The organism is Mesorhizobium sp. NZP2298 (assembly GCF_013170825.1).
Lineage (GTDB): Bacteria > Pseudomonadota > Alphaproteobacteria > Rhizobiales > Rhizobiaceae > Mesorhizobium.
The window spans coordinates 7,065,460-7,084,635 of record NZ_CP033365.1; the positions used below are offsets into that span (position 1 = coordinate 7,065,460).

At 62.6% G+C, this 19,176-nt stretch carries 14 protein-coding genes and 2 pseudogenes; 8 read left to right on the forward strand and 8 right to left on the reverse strand.

All coding sequences use genetic code 11. The features are described 5' to 3' along the window. Window positions 1-27: 27 nt before the first annotated feature. The 3 genes from EB231_RS33490 to EB231_RS33500 all read right to left on the reverse strand — a co-directional run bounded on the left by EB231_RS33490 (window position 28) and on the right by EB231_RS33500 (window position 3,588). On the reverse strand, window positions 28-1,488 hold the full coding sequence (locus EB231_RS33490; protein ID WP_172352522.1) for a nucleotidyl transferase AbiEii/AbiGii toxin family protein: 1,461 nt from the start codon (window positions 1,486-1,488) through the stop codon (window positions 28-30). Continuing rightward, the gene (locus tag EB231_RS33495; protein WP_246740834.1) at window positions 1,485-2,330 is read right to left on the reverse strand and encodes a type IV toxin-antitoxin system AbiEi family antitoxin domain-containing protein; all 846 of its coding nucleotides are present in this window, start codon (window positions 2,328-2,330) and stop codon (window positions 1,485-1,487) included. The genes EB231_RS33490 and EB231_RS33495 overlap by 4 nt, the downstream gene beginning before the upstream one ends. Window positions 2,331-2,799: 469 nt before the next feature. Further along, on the reverse strand, window positions 2,800-3,588 hold the full coding sequence (locus tag EB231_RS33500) for an NYN domain-containing protein (protein ID WP_206681884.1): 789 nt from the start codon (window positions 3,586-3,588) through the stop codon (window positions 2,800-2,802). Between the two features lie 694 nt (window positions 3,589-4,282). Between EB231_RS33500 and EB231_RS33505 the strand changes: the two genes are divergently transcribed. Continuing rightward, on the forward strand, window positions 4,283-5,470 hold the full coding sequence (locus tag EB231_RS33505; RefSeq protein WP_172352524.1) for a tyrosine-type recombinase/integrase: 1,188 nt from the start codon (window positions 4,283-4,285) through the stop codon (window positions 5,468-5,470). A 367-nt stretch (window positions 5,471-5,837) separates the two neighbouring features. Here EB231_RS33505 and EB231_RS33510 read toward each other — a convergent pair. Further along, window positions 5,838-6,095, reverse strand: a pseudogene (locus EB231_RS33510) (transposase); the annotation flags it as partial. A gap of 197 nt (window positions 6,096-6,292) precedes the next feature. Further along, complete coding sequence (locus EB231_RS33515) at window positions 6,293-7,198, reverse strand: LysR family transcriptional regulator (RefSeq protein WP_172352525.1); 906 nt, start codon at window positions 7,196-7,198, stop codon at window positions 6,293-6,295. A 187-nt stretch (window positions 7,199-7,385) separates the two neighbouring features. Between EB231_RS33515 and EB231_RS35845 the strand changes: the two are divergent. Together EB231_RS35845 and EB231_RS35850 are read left to right on the forward strand one after the other, a co-directional pair. Beyond that, window positions 7,386-7,598 (forward strand): annotated as a pseudogene (locus EB231_RS35845) (SDR family NAD(P)-dependent oxidoreductase); the annotation flags it as partial. Between the two features lie 11 nt (window positions 7,599-7,609). Beyond that, window positions 7,610-8,068, forward strand: coding sequence for an SDR family NAD(P)-dependent oxidoreductase (locus EB231_RS35850; protein ID WP_445299337.1), 459 nt, complete (start codon window positions 7,610-7,612; stop codon window positions 8,066-8,068). 35 nt (window positions 8,069-8,103) lie between these two features. On the opposite strand, the gene EB231_RS33525 is transcribed toward EB231_RS35850, so the two are convergent. Then, entirely contained in the window at window positions 8,104-9,000 is an 897-nt protein-coding gene (locus EB231_RS33525) for a LysR family transcriptional regulator (RefSeq protein WP_172352526.1), read from the reverse strand. Between the two features lie 137 nt (window positions 9,001-9,137). On the opposite strand from EB231_RS33525, the gene EB231_RS33530 reads away from it, so the two are divergent. From EB231_RS33530 to EB231_RS33550, 5 genes are all read left to right on the forward strand, one after another. Then, window positions 9,138-10,175, forward strand: a complete 1,038-nt coding sequence (locus EB231_RS33530; protein WP_246740835.1) for an aldo/keto reductase — start codon at window positions 9,138-9,140, stop codon at window positions 10,173-10,175. Between the two features lie 242 nt (window positions 10,176-10,417). Then, window positions 10,418-11,404 (forward strand): HlyD family secretion protein, encoded by a 987-nt coding sequence (locus EB231_RS33535; protein ID WP_172352527.1) that lies wholly within the window; start codon window positions 10,418-10,420, stop codon window positions 11,402-11,404. Window positions 11,405-11,449: 45 nt separating this feature from the next. After that, window positions 11,450-12,616 carry an ABC transporter permease gene (locus EB231_RS33540; protein WP_246740836.1) on the forward strand — a complete coding sequence of 389 codons (1,167 nt, stop codon included), beginning with the start codon at window positions 11,450-11,452 and terminating at the stop codon, window positions 12,614-12,616. Next, window positions 12,613-13,791 carry an ABC transporter permease gene (locus EB231_RS33545; protein WP_172352529.1) on the forward strand — a complete coding sequence of 393 codons (1,179 nt, stop codon included), beginning with the start codon at window positions 12,613-12,615 and terminating at the stop codon, window positions 13,789-13,791. Before EB231_RS33540 ends, EB231_RS33545 begins: the two co-directional genes overlap by 4 nt. Before the next feature lie 224 nt (window positions 13,792-14,015). Continuing rightward, complete coding sequence (locus tag EB231_RS33550) at window positions 14,016-16,781, forward strand: winged helix-turn-helix domain-containing protein (RefSeq protein WP_172352530.1); 2,766 nt, start codon at window positions 14,016-14,018, stop codon at window positions 16,779-16,781. On the opposite strand, the gene cydB is transcribed toward EB231_RS33550, so the two are convergent. Next, complete coding sequence (gene cydB, locus EB231_RS33555) at window positions 16,775-17,761, reverse strand: cytochrome d ubiquinol oxidase subunit II (RefSeq protein ID WP_172352531.1); 987 nt, start codon at window positions 17,759-17,761, stop codon at window positions 16,775-16,777. The genes EB231_RS33550 and cydB overlap by 7 nt on opposite strands. Beyond that, window positions 17,758-19,167, reverse strand: coding sequence for a cytochrome ubiquinol oxidase subunit I (locus tag EB231_RS33560; RefSeq protein ID WP_172352532.1), 1,410 nt, complete (start codon window positions 19,165-19,167; stop codon window positions 17,758-17,760). Before EB231_RS33560 ends, cydB begins: the two co-directional genes overlap by 4 nt. Window positions 19,168-19,176: the final 9 nt, after the last annotated feature.

Sequence of the window (19,176 nt, forward strand, 5' to 3'; positions counted from 1 at the left end):
ATTCCCGAACCCGGGGCGTTCCGGCAACTAGTATTTCGTTGTTACATACGTACCAAATGTGCCGTAGCATTCGTAACCTGTCCGATTGTTCTTGTGCGTGTTCAAAGTCGCGTCGTAGCTCTTTTTGTTGAAAGTCTTTCCGCAGACGGAGCACCTGAAGACGTAGGTTGGGCCATTTGCCGCCGTGAAACCCGAGCTTCGGGTCGATCTAAGAGCGGGCAAACGCCGAACAACTGGCGCGCGGCGCACCTCGAAAGTTGCTCCTGAACCCGAACTCGCAGTCCGTGGAATGCTTTGTAGGCCAGATGGCGTAAGTTCAATTGGGTAGCGCGGTGCGAAGGGCGTCTGGATGGCTTTGACCCCAAGAATGCTATCGACCAGATAACTGCGCGGCTGCCCGTTGTCTGCGCGCACCGCCATGAGCAGCACGTCTCCTGCCTGCGAGCGGCGGAGGGAGTAAGCTTCGATCGCGCGCGTGGAGCGGTTGCCTTGCTTGTCCCGGTAATCGATTTCTACAAGGAGCCGGTTAGCCGCGGCGAAGCGGACCATCTCAATGTAGGTTTGGCCTCGAACGCCCGCAGGCAAACTGATGATGCGTTCACGGATGAGCGTCTCACCAGCGCCGATAGGCATCGCCGCGAGTGGTTGCGTGACGGCGCCTTCGAGCCAGGCGAAAATTTCTGGGAGCGCCCCCCAGAAGATCGCGACCGGCAGGAGCGCTGGGAGCTGGTGCTGCAGCATGTGAATCCAGCCCGATTCAAGATCCGTGCGGTGCGGCTCGAGGTCAGCTATGCGCGGAATTTCGATGCCCTTGAATTCACATTTGGCGCGCAGGACTTCCATAAAGCGCTGCGGGTCAGGGCGTGCCTCGGCATTTCTGTAGAGGTGCACGACGTCATAGAGGTCGCGTGGGCGTGTCCGCTCGGCGAGCGCCCGGAATTTTTCGGCGAAGGCCTCGACGTAGTCATACGCCAAGACCTCAATACCGTCTTCTGGAACGTCGCTGTACGGATGGAATATCTGCGCGCGAACAGGCGGTAGAACGACACGTTCGTCAGCAGTCAGGTCGAGTTTTATGCGCGGAAGCGCGTGGGTTGATGAGACAGGCCCCTTATAGCTGATCTTACCCTGACAAGAGATTTGTCCACGGGGATTCTGATAAACCTCGAACTCTTGCTTGTCGGCTGGAATCTCGATGCCGGTTTGTTCGTAGATCCATTCACCGATTTCAGAAAACGTGCTCTTCAAAAAGTCGGCGTCGAGTTGGTCGGGCTTGATAAGCGTAAAATCGAGATCTTCGGAAAAGCGATAGGTCTCGAAGAAACATTTCTTCAGGCACGTGCCGCCCTTGAACACCCAATTCTCCACGAGATCCTCGTGTTGGTAGATACCGGCGAGCATCCATCCGAGGACGTAGTCCTTCTCAACGACATGTGGCGTGAGGGATGTCTGCTGGGCGATGGCGAGGATTTCGCGCTTTTCGATCATGTCGTTCCCTCGCGAGCCCAGCTCGGGGGAACGCGCAGTCGCCATTTTGTCACAACGTGCGGCCCATCCTGAGCGGGGTCGAGCTTGGCGTGGCCGCCGCTGAGATGGTGTTCGCAAAGGCGCGCCAGCGCCGCTCCTTCGGGGGAGCGTCCCGCAAGAAAGCCCAGGCGCTTGAAAACGGCACCATTGGCGAGACGCACCGCGTACTCGATGAGCTTCTCGTCGTCGCGGTCGCCACGGCGTAGGTAGGCAGCGAGGCAATCGGCCAGGTGCTGGACTCCGCCACCGATCGCTGGGTCATCCAGCATATCGATGATCGTACGGTGCACGTCCGATACGGGCACACGCGTCTGATGGCGCCAGACGCTCTTCGTGCCAAAGAGCTTCCGCTCATCGATGTGCTTCAACGAAAAAAGCGTGCCGTGTCTCTCTTGGCGCTTCTGCCGCACAGCCTGTGCGGTCATCACGAGAATGTCCTTGAAGATTTGTTCGGTGAGGTCCCAATGCTCGGCCGCGGTGCGACCCCCGATATAGGCTGGCGCGAAGAGCGCGGGGACGAGCACCCATGGATCATCAAGGACGCGATCCGACCCCATCGTATCAATTGACGCTGCAACATAGGCGCCGCGGCCCACCCGGCTCAGCCATCCCTGCTCGACCCAGCGCGACAATCGCTGGGCGGCGGCGGTGCGGTCGAGTTGGAGCGCAGCCACTACATCATCGACGTGAATGACGTCGCCCGCCGCGGACAGCACACGGACAAGTTGGGAACGACCTTGGGGAAGACGGGGCGGACTTTTCGTCATTTGCGTTAATTTAGCAAAAACTGCGAATTTTTGCAACTAAAGCAATGAAGTTCAGTCGTTTCTGCATCTCTCCAATTTCGCGATAAGTGCGAAGTAGAGCGAACAGATCAATAGGCAGGAGGCCGGGCCTTTAAAACGCAAAAAATCGCCCCGGCTAGACCGGGACGGTTAATTGGTTGCGGGGACGCGCTTGAGGTAGGTCGCGACTGACCTCCTCATCGAGTCGCCCGCGGGAGACGCACCCCCTAAGCCGCTTCGGGGCGGGCGACGAAAATCTAAGACAGAGACACGTTCGTGAATAGGCACCACGTTCTCGGCTTTGACCGGGTTGACGTAGTTAGCCCATGCTCGCATCAGCTTTGCGGCGCTTCTTGATGGTAACCGGCCTGCGATACCCAGAGGAGAGATGTAAGCTTCGGCCTGTCGTTAGTAGTGGTGTTAGAAGGCAAGAAAGCGCTCGCCGGCGCGCCTTGGCCATCAACGGCAATGATGGAATTTCTTATCCCTATCGGCTCGGCAGTGGTGAGCGGTCCTTGTTCCGCTTGTCTGCGACGTACCTCTGCCCATCCTCCATCTTCATTATGTCGAAGAGGCCAGTCGCCGCGAAAAGTGCCGGAAAATTCTTGACCCCATAGTTTCGTGGATCGATGGGCGCCTGTCGTTTCGCTGCGCTTCCTGCCGATGACATAGCTGCCCATCCATCGTCTTGCGCCGTGGCTTCCACAGCGCCACGCAGGATCGTCACGAGGGTCGTATCTTGCGACAGAGATTTGCCCGTTCGCTTGTCGGCGGACTTTTCGGCGGGCGTTTTAGATTTGGCCGCCGATTCCGCTTTGGCCTTTGGTTTCTCGCCGGGGGCTTCAGGAGTTGTCGGTTGCTCAGCATCGTCCAGGCTATCGAGGTAGAGGAAAGTCGTGCAGGCATTGATGAAGGGAGTGGGGGTTTTGCGTTCCCCAAATCCGTAGACCTCGTGTCCATTGGCCTTCAACTGCATCACTAGTGGTGTGAAATCGGCGTCGCTGGAAGCCAAACAGAAAGCGTCAAGCTTTTGCGTGTAGAGAAGCTCCATTGCATCGATCACAAGCGCAATATCGGTGGCGTTTTTGCCGGCCGAATAGGTGAACTGTTGAATGGGCCGAATTGCAAAATTGTGCAGCTTGTCTTTCCAGTTCCTGAGATTGGCGCTTGCCCAGTCGCCATAGGCGCGGCGGATATTGGCCGTGCCGTATTTTGAAAGTTCCGCCAGTATCGCTGCGATCTTGCCGTGGGACACATTGTCCGCATCGATGAGCAAGGCGATTCGCCGATCAGATCTGGTTCGCGACCTGTCCTCATTCTCCATTCGATTGTTCGCCCTCCCTGCGCATCTTCATTGATAGCATCTATGTGCGATGTGCGCACGATTGTGGTTCAAGCAGCGCCCTCGGGTGCACGGCGAGGGGCAGTTGGCCTATCGAGCCCGTGGGGACCCTGCCACCTAATTTCGATCGATCTTCGACGACGTTTACGCTCTTGCTGACCGTCGCCGATAGCAGAAGAGTGCTTCGACGATAGTGGGTCTCGCGATGTAGCGGTCTCCCCCCCGCATCATGGGATGTCATTGAGGGGGGACGAACTGGGCCACCCCAAGTAGCAACCGCTATCGGCTTGTGAGATAAGGTGCAGGTATGCCGGCGTCGTAGCGTGCAGAGCGAGGTTTGGGAACCAAACTAATCCACAGAAATATTTTGTTGGTAGTCCTGTTGGTAGGTGCCGTGGCTATGCGAACCACAAACATTTGAAAGCAAAACCAGATTTCATTTACTTCGAATCCGCCTCTGGGCACCATTTCACTTTCCCATCGCGTCCCACGACGTCTCACCAATCAATACAAATCAATGACTTAGCCTAGTTTGGCGGTTTATGATGACCCACCGCGTACCGTTGCAACGCATCGGTTTGTGGGTAACGATTTAGGCGTTACCCATTAGCCGGGAGGTCCGTTACCCATGTCTCTCTCCGACTTCGCCTGCAAGAACGCTAAGCCCAAAGACAAGCCATATCGTCTTGCTGATGGCGACGGGCTTTATCTCCTCGCCCGGAACAACGGCTCCAAACTCTGGCAACTCCGGTACCGCTACCTGGAGAAGGAAAATATCCTCTCCTTTGGAAAATACCCGCTGGTGTCACTTCTCGACGCGAGAGGAAAGCGCGACGACGCCAAGAGGCTGTTGATCGCCGGCACCAACCCCTCAACCAAACGCAAAGAGGAGAAGACTGCCGCCATCACGGAAGCACGCACCACCTTCGCCTTGGTCGCCGAGGAGTATGTCACGCGGATGGAGGAACGGGACGCTGCGGCGGCTACCATCACAAAAACCAAATGGCTCCTGGAAGATCTGGCCGGCCCACTCGCCAAGCGCCCCATTAACGAGATCACTCCAGCCGAAATTTTCCAACTCCTCCAGAAGATCGAAAGGAGTGGTCGAAGAGAGACAGCGCGGCGTTTACGCGGCGTAGTAGGCAGCGTCTTCCGCTTGGCGATTGTCACCTTACGGGCAGAGGCCGACCCAACCCTACACCTCCGGGGCGCTCTCCAGCCGCCGAAAGTCAACGGTCGTGCCGCTATCACCGATGAAAAGAAGTTCGGCAAGCTCCTGATGACGGTCGACGAATACGACGGCTGGCCAACCATCAAAGCCGCCCTCCAGTTTCTTGCCCTCACCTGTGTCCGTCCCGGCGAAATACGGGGCGCCACGCGCGACGAATTCGACCGAAAGAAGGCCGTCTGGCATATTCCGGCCGAGCGCATGAAGATGCGTGCTCCGCACGACGTGCCACTGTCCAAACAGGCGCTTTCGGTCTTGGAAGAGGTCTGGCAGTTCTCAGAGGACGGCGGCTTGGTCTTTCCTTCGATCCGCTCCACAAAACGGCCGCTTTCCGAGAACGCCATGAACGCTGCGCTACGACGTATGGGCTACGGAAAGGACGAAGTGACCGCCCATGGTTTCCGGGTGACCGCCAGCACCATCCTCAACGCCCGCGACTACGATCCAGACGTTATTGAAGCTGTCCTGGCGCACCAGGACAAGAACGCCATCCGGCGGACCTACAACCGCGCGACCTATTGGGAGCAGCGGGTGACGCTGATGCAGGAGTGGGGAGATCTGCTAGACGCGTTAAAGGCGAACCACTAGTCCTAGACGCATTCCACGATCGATCGCTGTTTTCCGTGTTGGCGTTGACCGCTGCCGATATAGGTACTTGAGCCGTTCACCCGTCCGCCACGGCGAGCAAGAACGGTCAAGTCCGGGCGGGAAACAACCGTTGGCTGCGGCTGGGCGGCAGGCCGCCATGCGCAGAAAGTGGCTGGGCCGCATCGCTGCCGTGCCGAAGGAAGAGGGCCAGAGTTTGCCGTGGAGCAGTTAGTTCGTGGGTACATGCTCAACCATTGAGCCACTTGGGTCATATTGACAAATGGCGGCGCCAAAGGCGGATCGACGTGATGTCGATGAAGCCTAGGAATCTTTCTGCGGTTTGGTCGTCGCGAGTGACGACGCAGCGGGCGCGGACCACGGTGCTGTCGATCATCTGCAGGGCGTCGGGGGCCCAGCCCGCTCTCGTTCAGGGCGTCCATGATCTGGTCCCAGAGCCCGGCCAACGTCCATCGTCGGAACTGCCGGTAGACAGACGACCATTTGCTGAACTTTCTGGAAGGTCGCGCCACGGTGGTCCGGTGCGTGCGATCCAGAAAATCCCATCCAGAACAAGGCGATGGTTCAGAGGTTTGCGCCGGTTAAGGGCGCGGGCCGCAACGATGATACGCTCATGGAACCCTCATTCTTCGTCCGTCATCAGGTCTCGTGCCAAGCTGGCCTCCATCGCAGATACCAGCTGAATCACATCCAGTCCGACCCGGGAATCCCTTTTGTCAACACGACCCAGGAGGGGTCACAACGTCGGGCTGCTGTTTTGTAGCGAGTGCGAATTTGGCCATACCGCAGCTTGATGCACGCAAGCTATGCCATTCTCAGATTTAGCTCGCCGCGAGTAAGCTCTGCAACAAAGTCGACAAATGCCTTGATGGCGCCGTTCATGCGTCGCGTACCCGAATGAACGGCCTGGATCGGAAAAGGCTGCGGGGCGTAGGCGGTCAGGAGAGGCACCAGCGTGCCCGCGTCGATGTCATCGCAGAATATCCAACGCGGGCCCTGCCCCAGCCCCAAGCCGGCACGCACGGCGGTGTGGACGGCGTCGGCATCGTTCGTGCGCAGAGCGGCGGAGGGTACGATCTCGACAGGACTCCCGTCGACCTCGAATTTCCAGGTCTTGGAGTTGCCTTGGAACATGAACGGCAGGCAGGCGTGGTGCTGAAGATCTTCAAGCCCCCGCGGTTTGCCATAGCGTTCAAGATAGCCCGGGCTTGCGACGACCACGGCCGTCACGCTTCCGATTTGGCGCGACAGAAGGCTTGAATCTGCGAGGTTCCCGATCCGGATGGCCACATCAATGCCGTCCCCGACAAGGTTCAGGTAACGCTCGGAGACTTGGAGATCGATGGAGAGATCAGGATAGCGCTGGAAGAAATCCGGCAGGTTCGGGACGATGAGCCTACTGGAAAAGACCGCCGGACAGGTGACCCGTAGCCGCCCCCTTGGTGAGGTCTGCCCGGACCGGATGCGATTCTCCGCCGCGTCGAGATCGGCGAGCATGCCGACGGAGAAGTCGTAGAATTCTTGTCCTTGCTCGGTGATCGTCAGACCGCGGGAATTGCGCCTGACGAGGATACCTCCAATATGCTTCTCAAGCGCCGACATCTCCTTGCTGGCGGTAGGCTGGACGACTCCTTCAGCCTTGGCCGCTCGGGAAAAGCTGCCCGTTTCAACAACGCGGACGAAGAGCCGCATCCTGCCGATCTGATCCACGTGCACCTCCGAGACATGAATTCCATATAGGAATTCATAGTATTCCATTATTCCGTATTGGAAATACATTTAATCATCCGACATGACAGAAACGGGCGCCACCGGCAGCCCAACACCGTTCAGAAAGGATTTTGTTTTGGGAAGGCTCGAAGGAAAGGTGGCCGTCGTCATCGGCGGGACAACAGGCATGGGGCTGGCGACAGCGAAGCGGTTCGCCGAGGAAGGCGCCTATGTCTTCGTCACCGGGCGGCGCCAGGACGTGGTCGACGAAGCTGTGCAGGCCATCGGAGAGAGCGCCGCAGGCGTGAAGGGCGATCTAGCCCGCCTCGACGACCTCGATAGGTTGTTCGAAACGATCGGCCGGCAAAAAGGGATATCGACGTGCTCTTCATCAGTGCCGGCGCCGGGCATATGGGCGAGTTCGTCGCTACGGTCACACCCGATGTCTTCGATCACACGTTCAACGTCAACACGCGCGGCGTGCTGTTTGCGGTGCAAAAGGCGTTGCCGATCTTCCGGGACGGCGGCTCAATCATCCTGAATAGTTCCATCGCGCATCTGAAGGGGATGCCCGGCGCCAGCGTCTACAGCGCAAGCAAGGCTGCCGTCCGCGCCTTCGCGCGCGGCTGGACGATGGAACTGAAGGAGCGCAACATCCGTGTGAACGTGATCAGTCCCGGGCCGATCGACACGCCATTCACCCAACCGGCGCCCCAAGCCTGGAAGGACGCGATGACTGCGGCCGTCCCGCTTGGCCGCTTCGGGCAGCCGTCCGAGATCGCGGCCGCGGCCTTGTTTCTCGCCTCCGACGAGTCGAGTTATATCACGGGCATCGATCTCTGCGTCGATGGCGGGCTGACGGCAGTCTGATGCCTTTCGCCGATCCATCGTGTTGTGCGAGGGGCTCAGCCTCCGCGCAACTCCTCGACAACCTCGACGAGGGCCGCGAGATGGGCGGGCACTGGACGCCGCGCTGGGTAATATAGTTGGAATTCCGGGTTCACCGGCATCCAGTCCTGCAGGACGGCCAAAAGCCGTCCTGCAGCGATATGTTCCGCGACCTCGGCTTCCGCGACATAGGCCAGTCCGACGCCAGCCAGAGCAGCCCGGGCGATCAGGCCATGATTGTCCAGACTAAGCGACCACGGCACATCGGCCTGCAAGACCTCGCCGCCCCGTTCGAACTCCCATTCATAAGGTAGACCACTCGGCCAGCGAATGCGGATACATGTGTGTTCCTGCAAGTCGTCGGGATGACGCGGGCGCGCGTGCGCCGCGAAGTAGCCAGGCGAGGCGACGACGACGTTCCGCAGACGCCGGCCAAGGGAGACGGCGGCCATGTTGGGGGGCATCGCACCTTGCGTCCGGACGCCTGCGTCGAAGCCGGACTGCACGATGTCCACCAGCCGACCCTCTGTCACGATGTCCACTTTCACGTCCCGGTGGCGGCGCAGGACTTCGTTGACAAACGGCACCAGCAACTGATGGCCGCCCGCGATGGAGCAGTTGATGCGCAGCGTGCCCGCGGGTGCACCGTCCACGCCGCGCGCGACGGCGGTCGCAGCGTGAATTTCGGCCAGAGCCGGGGCGATCGCGCGCACCAACTCGTGCCCGGCCGCGGTCAGATCGACGCGCCGAGTTGTCCGGTCGAACAGCCGGACGCCCAGTTCGTCTTCAAGCCCGGCCACAGCATTGCCAATGGCGGTGGGCGAGGCGTTCAATTCCCGGGCCGCGGCGCGGAAGGTCTTGCGGCGGGCAACCGCAACCACGGCTTCGAGTTCGATCAGCTTTGGCGCTCGCATTATCTTATTTTCCGCGTTTCTGAAAACATCTTTGCTCCAATTGTTGAGATAATCAATGCCGCTTAGATAGGGACCGACCGGAGACGGCCAAGCCCGTCCACCGTCCCGATCCTGTCGAGAAACGAGCGGAGAGAAACATGACCGCCAGAGCGGAAGAGACTTTAGGCACGGCCCGGATAATGCTGGGCCACTCGGACATCAGCTTCCGGCCGATGGGGCTTGGTTGCATGGGCATGTCCCAGTTTTATGGGGTCGCCGACGACAGCCAGTCGGTCGAGACCATCCGTGCCGCGCTGGATCTGGGCGTAAGCTTTCTCGACACCTCGGACTTCTATGGCGCCGGCAATGCCCTGACCGGCGGCGAGAGCCCGGGGTTCGGACATAATGAAGACCTCATCGGCCGCGCGGTCGCGGGCCGCCGCGAAGATGCCGTCATCGCCACCAAGTTCGGCGTCCAGCTCGATCGCGGCGGGGACGGCCCCGGCTTCAGGCTCAATGGCCAGCCCGATTATGTCCGGGAGGCCTGCGAGGCCAGCCTGCGGCGGCTGAAGGTCGAGACCATCGACCTCTATTACGCCCATCGGGTCGATCCGAACGTCCCGGTTGAGGAAACAGTGGGGGCGATGGCCCGCCTGGTCGAACAAGGCAAGGTGCGCGCAATCGGTTTGAGCGAGGCTACGTCGGACGAGCTGCAGCGCGCCCATGCCACCCATCCGATCAGCGCGCTGCAATCGGAATATTCGCTGTGGGAGCGGAATGTCGAGGCGAACATCCTGCCGGCCTGCCGCGCGCTGGACATCACCTTCGTGCCCTATTGCCCGCTGGGACGGTCCATGCTGACCGGGGAGGTCAAGACCGGAACGGCGTTCGGCCAGGGCGATTTCCGCGCCATGGATCCGCGCTTTGCCGCGGACGCCATGGCGTCGAACCTGGCGCCTGTCGAGGTCCTGGTGGCCCTGGCGGCGGCCAAGGGCGCGACGCCCGGCCAGCTTGCCCTCGCCTGGCTGCTGGGACAGCCGCAAGCGATCGTACCGATCCCGGGAACCAAGCGCGTCAAATATGTGAAAGAGAACTCCGCCGCGACCAATATCGCCCTCAGCGCGGATGAAATTGCCTATCTCTCAGCGGCCTTCGCGCCAGAGAAGATCGCCGGCCGCCGTGCCACGACCGCCTGAGCCACCGGGGCGTAGCGGCCCTAATCCGATCTGCCACATGAAGCGATCCGCTCGCTAAGCCCGTTGAGTGCTGGGCCGCGGCTTTCTCGAAACAACAACAATCAACAAGGAGAACATGCAGAAGGGGTTTAGATACGGCTTCAACTGGAAGGTGGACAGGCTGAAGCTCAAGCATACCGGAGCGTCCCGGAAGGACCTTGGGCAATCAACGATCACATTCCGTCCCTTATTTGAGCGAATCTATGCGCACAGCGACGCTACTTCGGGCCAGTATTGGCTTTGCCTTCTTCATCATGCTCGCCGTAGTGCTTTATTTAGCAACTCTGCCGCCGCCGTTGATCGTGCAAGGTCAGGTCTCGGCCGATGAGATCGACATCAGCCCGCGGGTCTCGGGGCGGGTGACCCGGCTCAATGCCGATGTCGGCGACAGCGTGAAGCAGGGCGGTGTGCTGGTCGAGCTGACCAATCCCGAGCTGAGCGCGGCGCTGGCCGCCTCGAAGGCCGCGCTGACCGTGGCGGAGGCCAATCAGCGCAATGTCGAGACGGTCCGGCCCGAGACGGTGACAGCGCAGAAGGCACAGGTCGCGGCCGATCAGGCCGATGTCGATCTTTCTCAGTCGTCCTACAGCCGCCAGCAGAAGCTGCTCTCGACCGGCAACACGCCGCAGGCCGATCTCGATCAGGCGACGCGCAATCTGCAGGCGGCACTGAAGAAGAAGGAGGCTGACGAGGCCGAACTCGCCCTGACCATCGAGGGTGCGAGTGCCGAACAGCGCGCCCTTGCCGAGGCCCAGGTCAAGCAAGTCGCCGCCGCCGTGGCACAGCAGACGGTGGATGTCGACGAGCTTCGCATCGTCGCGCCGATCTCGGGAGAGGTGACGACGCGGATCGCCGAGCTGGGCGAAAACTTCTCGCCCGGTGCGCCGCTTTATGCACTGATCGATCTGCAGAACAGCTGGATGACCTTCAACCTGCGCGAGGATTTGCTCGCCGGTCTGAAGGTCGGCGATACGTTCCGGGTCGATATCCCTGCGCTCGGCGCCAAGGAAGTGGCGGTCAAGGTGACGGTCATCAATGTCGAGGGGCAATATGCGACGTGGCGGGCGACGCGGGCCACCGGTGATTTCGATCTGCGCACCTTCGAGGTCCGTACCAAACCGGTGGAGCCGCTGACCGGACTGCGGCCCGGGATGAGCGTCATCGCGCATTGGCATGCGCGGACCAGGTAGATGCGGGGGGCCCGGCAGCTTCGTCCTGGTTTCTGGCGCGTCTTTTTGCGCGAGATCGACGGGCTGCGCCGGCGGCTCTTCCTGCTCGCCCTGACCACGCTGGTGCCGATCCTGCTGATGGTGCTGCTTAGCACGATCTTCAGCGCAGGCCTCGCCACGCGACTGCCGATCGGGGTGCTCGATCTCGACGGCTCCGATCTGTCGCGCAGCATCATCCGCGCGGTCGATGCCACGCCCGAGGCCGCCGTCACCACGCCGGTCAGCGATCTCGCCCAGGGCAAGGCGCTGATCCGGTCGGGGGCGATTCACGGGCTCTTGATGCTTCCGCAGCATCTCAAGCGCGACGTTTATGCCGGCCGCCGGCCCGATGTCGTGTTCTTCTACAACACCCAGACCCTGACCACAGGCAATACCATCCTGCGTGGCGTCAACGCGGCGGTTGCCACCGTGGAGGCGGGGATCAAGGTCGCGCTCAGGACCTCCGAGGGGCAACCGGTCGATGTGGCCGAGGCGGAGCTGAGTCCCGTTCCGGTGCAGGTGAACGCGCTTTTCAATCCGACGCTGAGCTATATCGCCTTCCTGCTCAACACCGTGGTGCCCGCGGTTCTGCAGGTTATCATCGTGACGAGTTCGGCCTATTCGGTCGGGCTGGATGTGGAGGCGCCGCACCGGCTGCGCAGTCTGATGCGGCTGGGGGGCGGGCTGCTGCCGGCTATGGCTGGCAAGATCCTGCCCTATACTTTGCTGTTTCTCCTGGTGCTCGGCCTCTCCGATATCGTGCTTTTCGGTGTGCACGGCGCGCCGTTGCGCGGGAACCGCGCGCTGCTGGTGCTCGCCGGCACACTGTTCATCCTGGCTTGTCAGTTCCTCGGCACGCTTCTGGCGCTGGTGCTCAGGCCCACGGCGAAGGCGGTCAGCATCGGGTCGCTTCTGACCGCTCCGGCCTTCGGTTTCATGGGGATCGGCTTTCCCAGGATCGCGATGAACGGGTTCGCGTTCTATTGGGGCAGCATCTTGCCCGGCACCTGGTATCTGATGGCGCGGATCGACCAGACGGTTCGGGGCACGCCGGTAGATCTGTCGCTGCGCCCGGTCCTGGCGCTGGCGGCGATGGTGCTGGTTTTCGCGGGGCTGACCGCGCTTGTGCTGGAGGTTCGCCGCATCCGGTTGCGGAACGCCGCGCCCCAGCCGCAGTCAGGAGCCGCGGCATGATCGCCGTTCTACGCGCCTGCCGGAGCGAGCTGTCCCGGATGCTGGCGCTGGCTCCGGTCTTTTCGGTCCTGATCGTCGCCTCGGTGATCTATGCCGGGTTCTATCCCCAGCCCTATCTCAACGAGGCCTTGCGCAACGTTCCGATCGCTGTCGTCGATCAGGACCGGAGCGCGGCGAGCCGGCGCCTCACCCAAGCGGTCGATGCCAGCGCCGATGTCGCCGTCACCGCGCAATTCTTCGACATGCCGAGCGCCGAGCGCGCGGTTTTCGCCCGGCAGATCTACGGCATCCTGCTGATTCCGCAGCATTTCGAGCGTGACCTGCTGCATGGCAGGCCGTCGCCGGTCGCGGTCTATGGGGATGCGAGCTATCTCCTGATCTATCAGCGGGTGGCAGGGGCGGTGTCGGCCGTGGCCGGGACCATGGGCGCCGAGGTCGAGACAGCGCGGCTGATCGCCCAGGATGTCGATCCGCGGATCGCGGGTGCCGCCGTCGATCCGATGCCGCTGACCGCCGTGCCGCTTTTCAACCCCGAGGGGGGCTATGCGACCTATATCCTGCCCGCCGCCTTCGGCCTTATCGTCCAGCAGATCCTGCTGATCGCCGTTTGCCTGCTCGGGACCCTCCCCGCATCTCAGACACCGGTTGAGCCCGGGGACACCGCCGCGCCCCCAATCGGGGCGGTCGCGAGCGTCCTCGGCAGGCTTCTCGCTTATCTCCTGGCCGAATGTATCCTGCTGCCGACCTATCTGATCGCCTTGCCCTATCTCTACGGCCTGCCGCATCTGGGAAGCCCGCTGGTCCTGATGGTCTTCGCGATGCCCTTCGTGCTCGCCATCGGCGGGCTCGGCATGGTCCTCGCACGGATCTTCCGCCACCCCCTCACCGCCCAGCTCGCCACCGCTGCGATCGGGCTGCCGCTGTTCTTTCTCACCGGCTTCTCCTGGCCCGCCGAGGCGATCCCGCCGGCGCTGCACAGGCTCTCTCTGCTGATCCCCAGCACCTCCGCGGTGCCGGCCTTCGTCCGCATCACCCAGACCGGTGCCAATCTCGCAGAGGTCAGGCCGGAGTTCCTGACCCTCTGGGGCCTCGCGATTGCCTACGGCGGAGTCGCGATGCTGCTCCAGCGTGGGGCACGTCCATGGGGCGCGGCGGATCCGCGGCCGAACGCCTGAGCTTCGCACCTGCCCCCCTGTGCCTGTCGGCAGATGCGGCGCAGCCGCTAAAACAGTCAGTGTCGGTGATGTGATCTCATAACGTACCCTTTCCCGAGACGATGACGTTCTTCAGCGTGTATATGTGCGAGCCGTCGCGGGGCGCGCTGCGGGCGGGCATAGTGAAGCCTCCGTCAAATGTGGCCGGCATCGCGCCGTGCGCTGTTCCTGTTCGGAGACGAAAGGTGACGCTTCAAGACCACCAGCCCGCCCGCAGTTGGAGCTTCGGCCCGTTTCACATGTCCGCCGAAACCATGCAGCTGACGCGGGAGGGCTGTCCCGTGCCCCTCGGCAGCCGTGCGTTCTCGATCCTGCTCGCCTTGGTCGAACGTCAGGGCGAGGTGGTCACCATCGACGAGCTGCTGACGGAGGTCTGGCCCAATGTCTTCGTCGAGCCGGTCACCATACGCGGCCATCTGCATGCGCTGCGCAAGGCACTGGACGACGGCAGCGTCAAGGCGCGCTATATCATCAACGAGATGGGGCGCGGATACCGGTTCGTTGTCCCCGTGGCCGCCGCGCCGGCGACCGCGCTGCCTGCCCCAGCGGCAAGGCCCATGGCCGGGATCATCGGACGCGAGACCGAGATCGAGGCGCTCTGTGCCGATCTGCTGCGGCAGCGTCTGGTCAGCATCGTCGGCCCCGGCGGCGTCGGCAAGACGACGGTAGCCCTGGCCGTCGCCGCGCGTTTCCGCGACAGCGGCCGCAGCGATGTACGCTTCATCGATCTCAGTTCCCTGACCGATGCGGCCTTCGTCGCCAGCGCGATCGCCAGCCCTCTCGGGCTGTCGCTGCTGGCGGAGGATTGCAGCGAGGCGCTCGCGCGCGCGCTGCCGTCGCGCGGCCTGCTGCTGATCCTCGACAATTGCGAACATCTCGTCCGCGCGGTCACCGAGGTGGCCGAGGCGATCCGGCGCCGGGCGCCGGGCGTGATCGTGCTCTGTACCAGCAGAGAGCCATTGCGCGCCCAGGGCGAATGGGTCTTCCGTCTGGAGGGGCTGCCATTGCCGGCGGAGGGCGAGATCAGCGCCGAGGAGGCGCTGCACTATGGGGGCATTCAGCTGTTCAGCGAATGGCTCGGCACGTCGCGGCAGAGTTTTGAACTGACGGCGGAAAACCTGCTGACCGTCTGCCGGATCTGCCACCGCCTGGACGGATTGCCGCTTGCGCTCGAACTTGCCGCCGCAAGTCTGCATGGCTTCTCGCTCACCGAGTATCTCGAGCAGCTCGATGACAATCTGGCGCTGCTTGCCAAAGGGCGCCGCACCGCACCGCCGCGGCAGCAGACGATGAGGGCGACACTCGACTGGAGCCATGCGCTGCTCTCGGAGCAGGAACGCACGCTGCTCCGGCGCCTGTCGCTGTTCCGCTCGGTCTTCGGTTTGAACGCTGTCGCCTGTGCCTGTGCCTGCCCGCAGCTCACCCGGGCCGAAGTGGTGGAATGCCTCGGCGGTCTGGTCGCCAAATCCCTGGTTCAGGCCGACGTGTCGGGCGAGCGGACGGTGTTCCGCCTGCTCGACACCACAAAGGCCTATGCGCGCGAGAAGCTGTTCCTGGCGGGCGAAGCGGCGCAGTTTCGCCGCCGCCATGCCGAGGCGATGCAGGCCATGCTGGAAGAGGCCGCGACGGACTGGCGCCTGCTTCCGGTAGAGGCCTGGCGTGCCCGCTACCTGCCGCTGATCGACGATATTCGCGCCGCTCTCGACTGGGCCTTCGGACCCGAGGGGGACGCCGATCTGGGCATCGCGTTGACTTCCCGGACCGGCACGCTCGCCTTCCTCGGCTCGCTCCTTGCCGAGTTCCGGGCGCGGCACGAGAAGGCGCTGGCGGTCCTGGAGCAACGCGCAGCGGATCCGGTGATCGAATTGCGGCTCAGGGCGCAGCTCTGCCGGCTGACCGCGTTCAGCGGCGGCCCGAACGAGCGCGCGCGGCTCCTGGTCGATGGCGCGGCCGAGATCGCCGGCCGGACCGGCTCCGACGCGCGCATGGCCGAAGCGATGGGCGCGCTCTGGGGGCTCGGCTTTGCCACCGCCGATGTCGAGGCGATGCATCGGGCCTGCGAAACGACGTGCCTGATCGCCGCGCGGAGCGGCGACGAGACGGCCGGACGGTTCGCCGACCGCCTGGGCGCAATCACGCATACGTTCACCGGCGATCTGCGGAAGGCGAGGGCGCTTTTCGAATATGGCCGCGACATTCCCGACGGCCGCATCGTCCTGCCGAGCTATCATGTTCCGTTGTTTCTGGACCGGGAGCTCACCAGTGCCATCGTCCAGGCGCGGCTGCTTTTTCTCCAGGGTGAAATCGGTCGCGGCATGGCGCTTGCGGAGGAGTGGGTCGAGACCACCGGACGGCTCGACCACCAGATGCCGTTCCTGGTGATGCTGGGGCTGGTCGCGATCCCGATGCAGTTCTGGATCGGTGATGTCGATCGCGCCGCCGTGTTGCTCCAGCGGCTGACCCAGCATATCGAGCGGCATTCGGCGGCCTATTACCGGCATCAGTGGGTGCGCGGATATGAACATGCGCTGCGGCTCCACCGGGGCGCGGACGCTTCCATGAGCGCGGCGGACGGCCTGGACAAGCAGATCCATGATCATCTCTGCACCGTGCATCCAGCCTTTGTTACACCGGCCGCCCTGGCGCGCGTGCAAACCGGAACGGCCGGCTGGGCCACGGCGGAAATCATGCGGATCGATGCGCTGTATCGGCTTCGGGCCGGCGAGTCCGAGGCCGGCATGGCCACCCTCATCGCCGCGCGCATGCTTGCGCGCCGTCAGGGGGCGTGGTTCTGGGAGCTGCGCGCCACCCTCGACCTTGCGACGCATCTCGCCGGCACGGGCCGGCGGGCCGAAGGGAAGGCGCTGCTGGCGCCGCTCCTCGACGGACACGACGCGGAGCCCGCGACGCGCGACCTCGACGACGCGCGGGCGTTTCTCGACGGTCAGTAGCTGGGGCGGTCGTCCCGAAGCTTGCCGCGAAACACCCAATAGACGACGACTGTGTAGAGCAACGTCAGCGGCAGCACCACGATGCCGGCAAACCAGAAGAGAAAGGAGAGGCTGGAGGGCGGCGCCGCAGCCTGCCAGATCGTCAAGCTAAACGGAACGATATAGGGCAGAAACGATACGGCAAGTGTGCCAAAGGCTGCGATGAAGATCAGGGCGGCGCCGCGAAACGGCACTGCATCGCGCCGCTTGATAAGGCCGTAAAGCACGGTGATGCCGCCCGCTAGCCCGAGCAGGGGGAAAATCCCAAGGACAGGCCGTTCTAGCCAGCGTGTCATTACCGGCAGATCGAGCAACAGCGACGCAACAAACGCCACGGCGAGAAACAGCAACACGCTGCGCAGGAGCCAGGCGGTCTGCCGGTACGCACGCTCGCGCATCGCGCCTCTGGTCTTGGCGATCAGCCAGGTGGAACCGATCATTGCATAGCCGAGGCAGAGACCGAGTCCGCAGAGCAAGGGGAAAGGACGCGCCCAGAAGAAAGCCCCACCGGTGAACTGGCCGGCATGGTTTGGTAGCCCCTCGACCAGTGCGCCCACCGCACAGCCTTGGACAAAAGACGCTAACAGAGATCCGAGCCCGAAACCCGCATCCCAGACCGCGCGGGAGCCGGTCGACTTCTCGCGGAACTCGAAGGCGACCCCGCGCAGGATCAGGCCGCAAAGCATCAGGATGAGCGGGAGGTAGAAGGCACTGAGAAGCAGCGCGTAGACGGAGGGGAAAGCGCCGAACAACACCGTACCGGAAATCACGAGCCAGGTTTCGTTACCATCCCAGACAGGCGCGATCGCATGAAGCATCTCGCGCTTCTCGTCCTCGGTCCGAGCGAAGCCAAAGAGGATGCCGACCCCGAGATCGAAGCCGTCGAGCAGGACATAGAGAAATACGGCAAGCGCGAGCGCCGCAGTCCAGAAAACGATCATGAGCGCAACTCCATGCTCGGACGTTCGGCTCCGGGACTATAACCGGGCACGGAGAGAGGGCGCTTGGGGTTGGTCTCGGGGCCGGCGGGCCCCTCGCCGGGAACCGGCCCGGCGCGCAACATACGATAGATGTAGAGAGTTCCGGCGGCGAAAATCAGCAGATAGATGGCCGCGAAGAGCGCGAGACTGATTGTGACGAGGCCCGGGGAAAGCGTCGGCGTCACCGCCTCGGCCGTACGCAACTGACCATAGACGACCCAAGGTTGCCGACCGACCTCGGCGGTAAACCAGCCCATCAGCGTCGCAATAAATCCCAGCGGGAAGGAGCAGGCTATGGGCCATAGCAGCCATCGCCGCCCGAACAGCCGGCCCGTTGCGGCATGCAGGCCACCATACCAGGCCAGAACCAGCATCAGAAGACCACAGCCGACCATCAGACGGAAGGCGAAAAAGGGGATCAGCACAGGAGGGCGCTGATCCTGCGGGAAGTCGCTCAGCCCGACTTCCTTTGAGTTGAGGGTCATCGTCGCGATCAGGCTGCCGAGATACGGCACGCTGAGCGCGAAATGGTCTGTCTGATGTTTGGCGTCAGGGATCGCAAACAGTATTTCGGAGGCGGGCTGCTCATCGTGCCAGCGACCTTCGATCGCCGCAAATTTTGCCGGCTGACGGTCGTGAACGAAATCGCCTGTCAGATGACCGAAGAGCATTTGCGCCGGGACCAAAACGGCCGCAAGACCAAGCCCCATGCGAAGCATGACGCGCGCCTCGGCTGCGTAGCGACCCTGGAGCATATACCATGCCCCGGTGGCCGCGACGCAGAAGGCGCCCGTGACGTAAGAGGCAAGCAGCATGTGGGGGAAGCGCACCAGCACCGCGGGGCTGAATACGATTGCCGCCCAGTCCGTTGGCACGAACAGCCCCTGCGCATCGATGCGGAAGCCGGTCGGCCACTGCATCCAACTGTTGTTCACCATGATCCAGAAGGCCGAGAGGCTGGTGCCGAGACAAACCATGACGCAGGACAGAAAGTAGAGCCATGGCGGCACCCGGTCCCGCCCGAAGATCAGAAGCCCGAAGAAGCTCGCCTCAAGCGCAAAGGCGGTGAAGCTCTCGTAGCCAAGCAGCGGACCTTGGATCGGCCCGGTGCGAGCCGCAAGGACGCTCCAATTCGTGCCGAACTCGAAGGACATGACAATGCCGGAGACGACGCCGAGCCCAAAGGAAATCGCGAAGATTTTCAGCCAGAAGTCGAACAGAACCCGGTAGAGCGGCCGGCCTGTGGCGAGCCTCAGGCCTTCCAAAACCGCCAACCAGGCCGCGAGGCCCACGGTGAGAGCGGGAAAGATGATGTGGAACGAGACGGTGAAGGCGAACTGGAGGCGGGAGAGGAGCAGCGCCGTCATCGTCTCGCT

Excerpts from the sequence above, each read along its gene's own strand:
- EB231_RS33535 (WP_172352527.1), top strand. The coding sequence starts at position 10,418 with ATGCGCACAGCGACGCTACTTCGGGCCAGTATTGGCTTTGCCTTCTTC.
- EB231_RS33530 (WP_246740835.1), top strand. The coding sequence starts at position 9,138 with ATGACCGCCAGAGCGGAAGAGACTTTAGGCACGGCCCGGATAATGCTG.
- EB231_RS35850 (WP_445299337.1), top strand. The coding sequence starts at position 7,610 with ATGGGCGAGTTCGTCGCTACGGTCACACCCGATGTCTTCGATCACACG.
- EB231_RS33545 (WP_172352529.1), top strand. The coding sequence starts at position 12,613 with ATGATCGCCGTTCTACGCGCCTGCCGGAGCGAGCTGTCCCGGATGCTG.
- EB231_RS33525 (WP_172352526.1), bottom strand. The coding sequence starts at position 9,000 with ATGCGAGCGCCAAAGCTGATCGAACTCGAAGCCGTGGTTGCGGTTGCC.
- cydB (WP_172352531.1), bottom strand. The coding sequence starts at position 17,761 with ATGATCGTTTTCTGGACTGCGGCGCTCGCGCTTGCCGTATTTCTCTAT.
- EB231_RS33505 (WP_172352524.1), top strand. The coding sequence starts at position 4,283 with ATGTCTCTCTCCGACTTCGCCTGCAAGAACGCTAAGCCCAAAGACAAG.
- EB231_RS33490 (WP_172352522.1), bottom strand. The coding sequence starts at position 1,488 with ATGATCGAAAAGCGCGAAATCCTCGCCATCGCCCAGCAGACATCCCTC.
- EB231_RS33560 (WP_172352532.1), bottom strand. The coding sequence starts at position 19,167 with ATGACGGCGCTGCTCCTCTCCCGCCTCCAGTTCGCCTTCACCGTCTCG.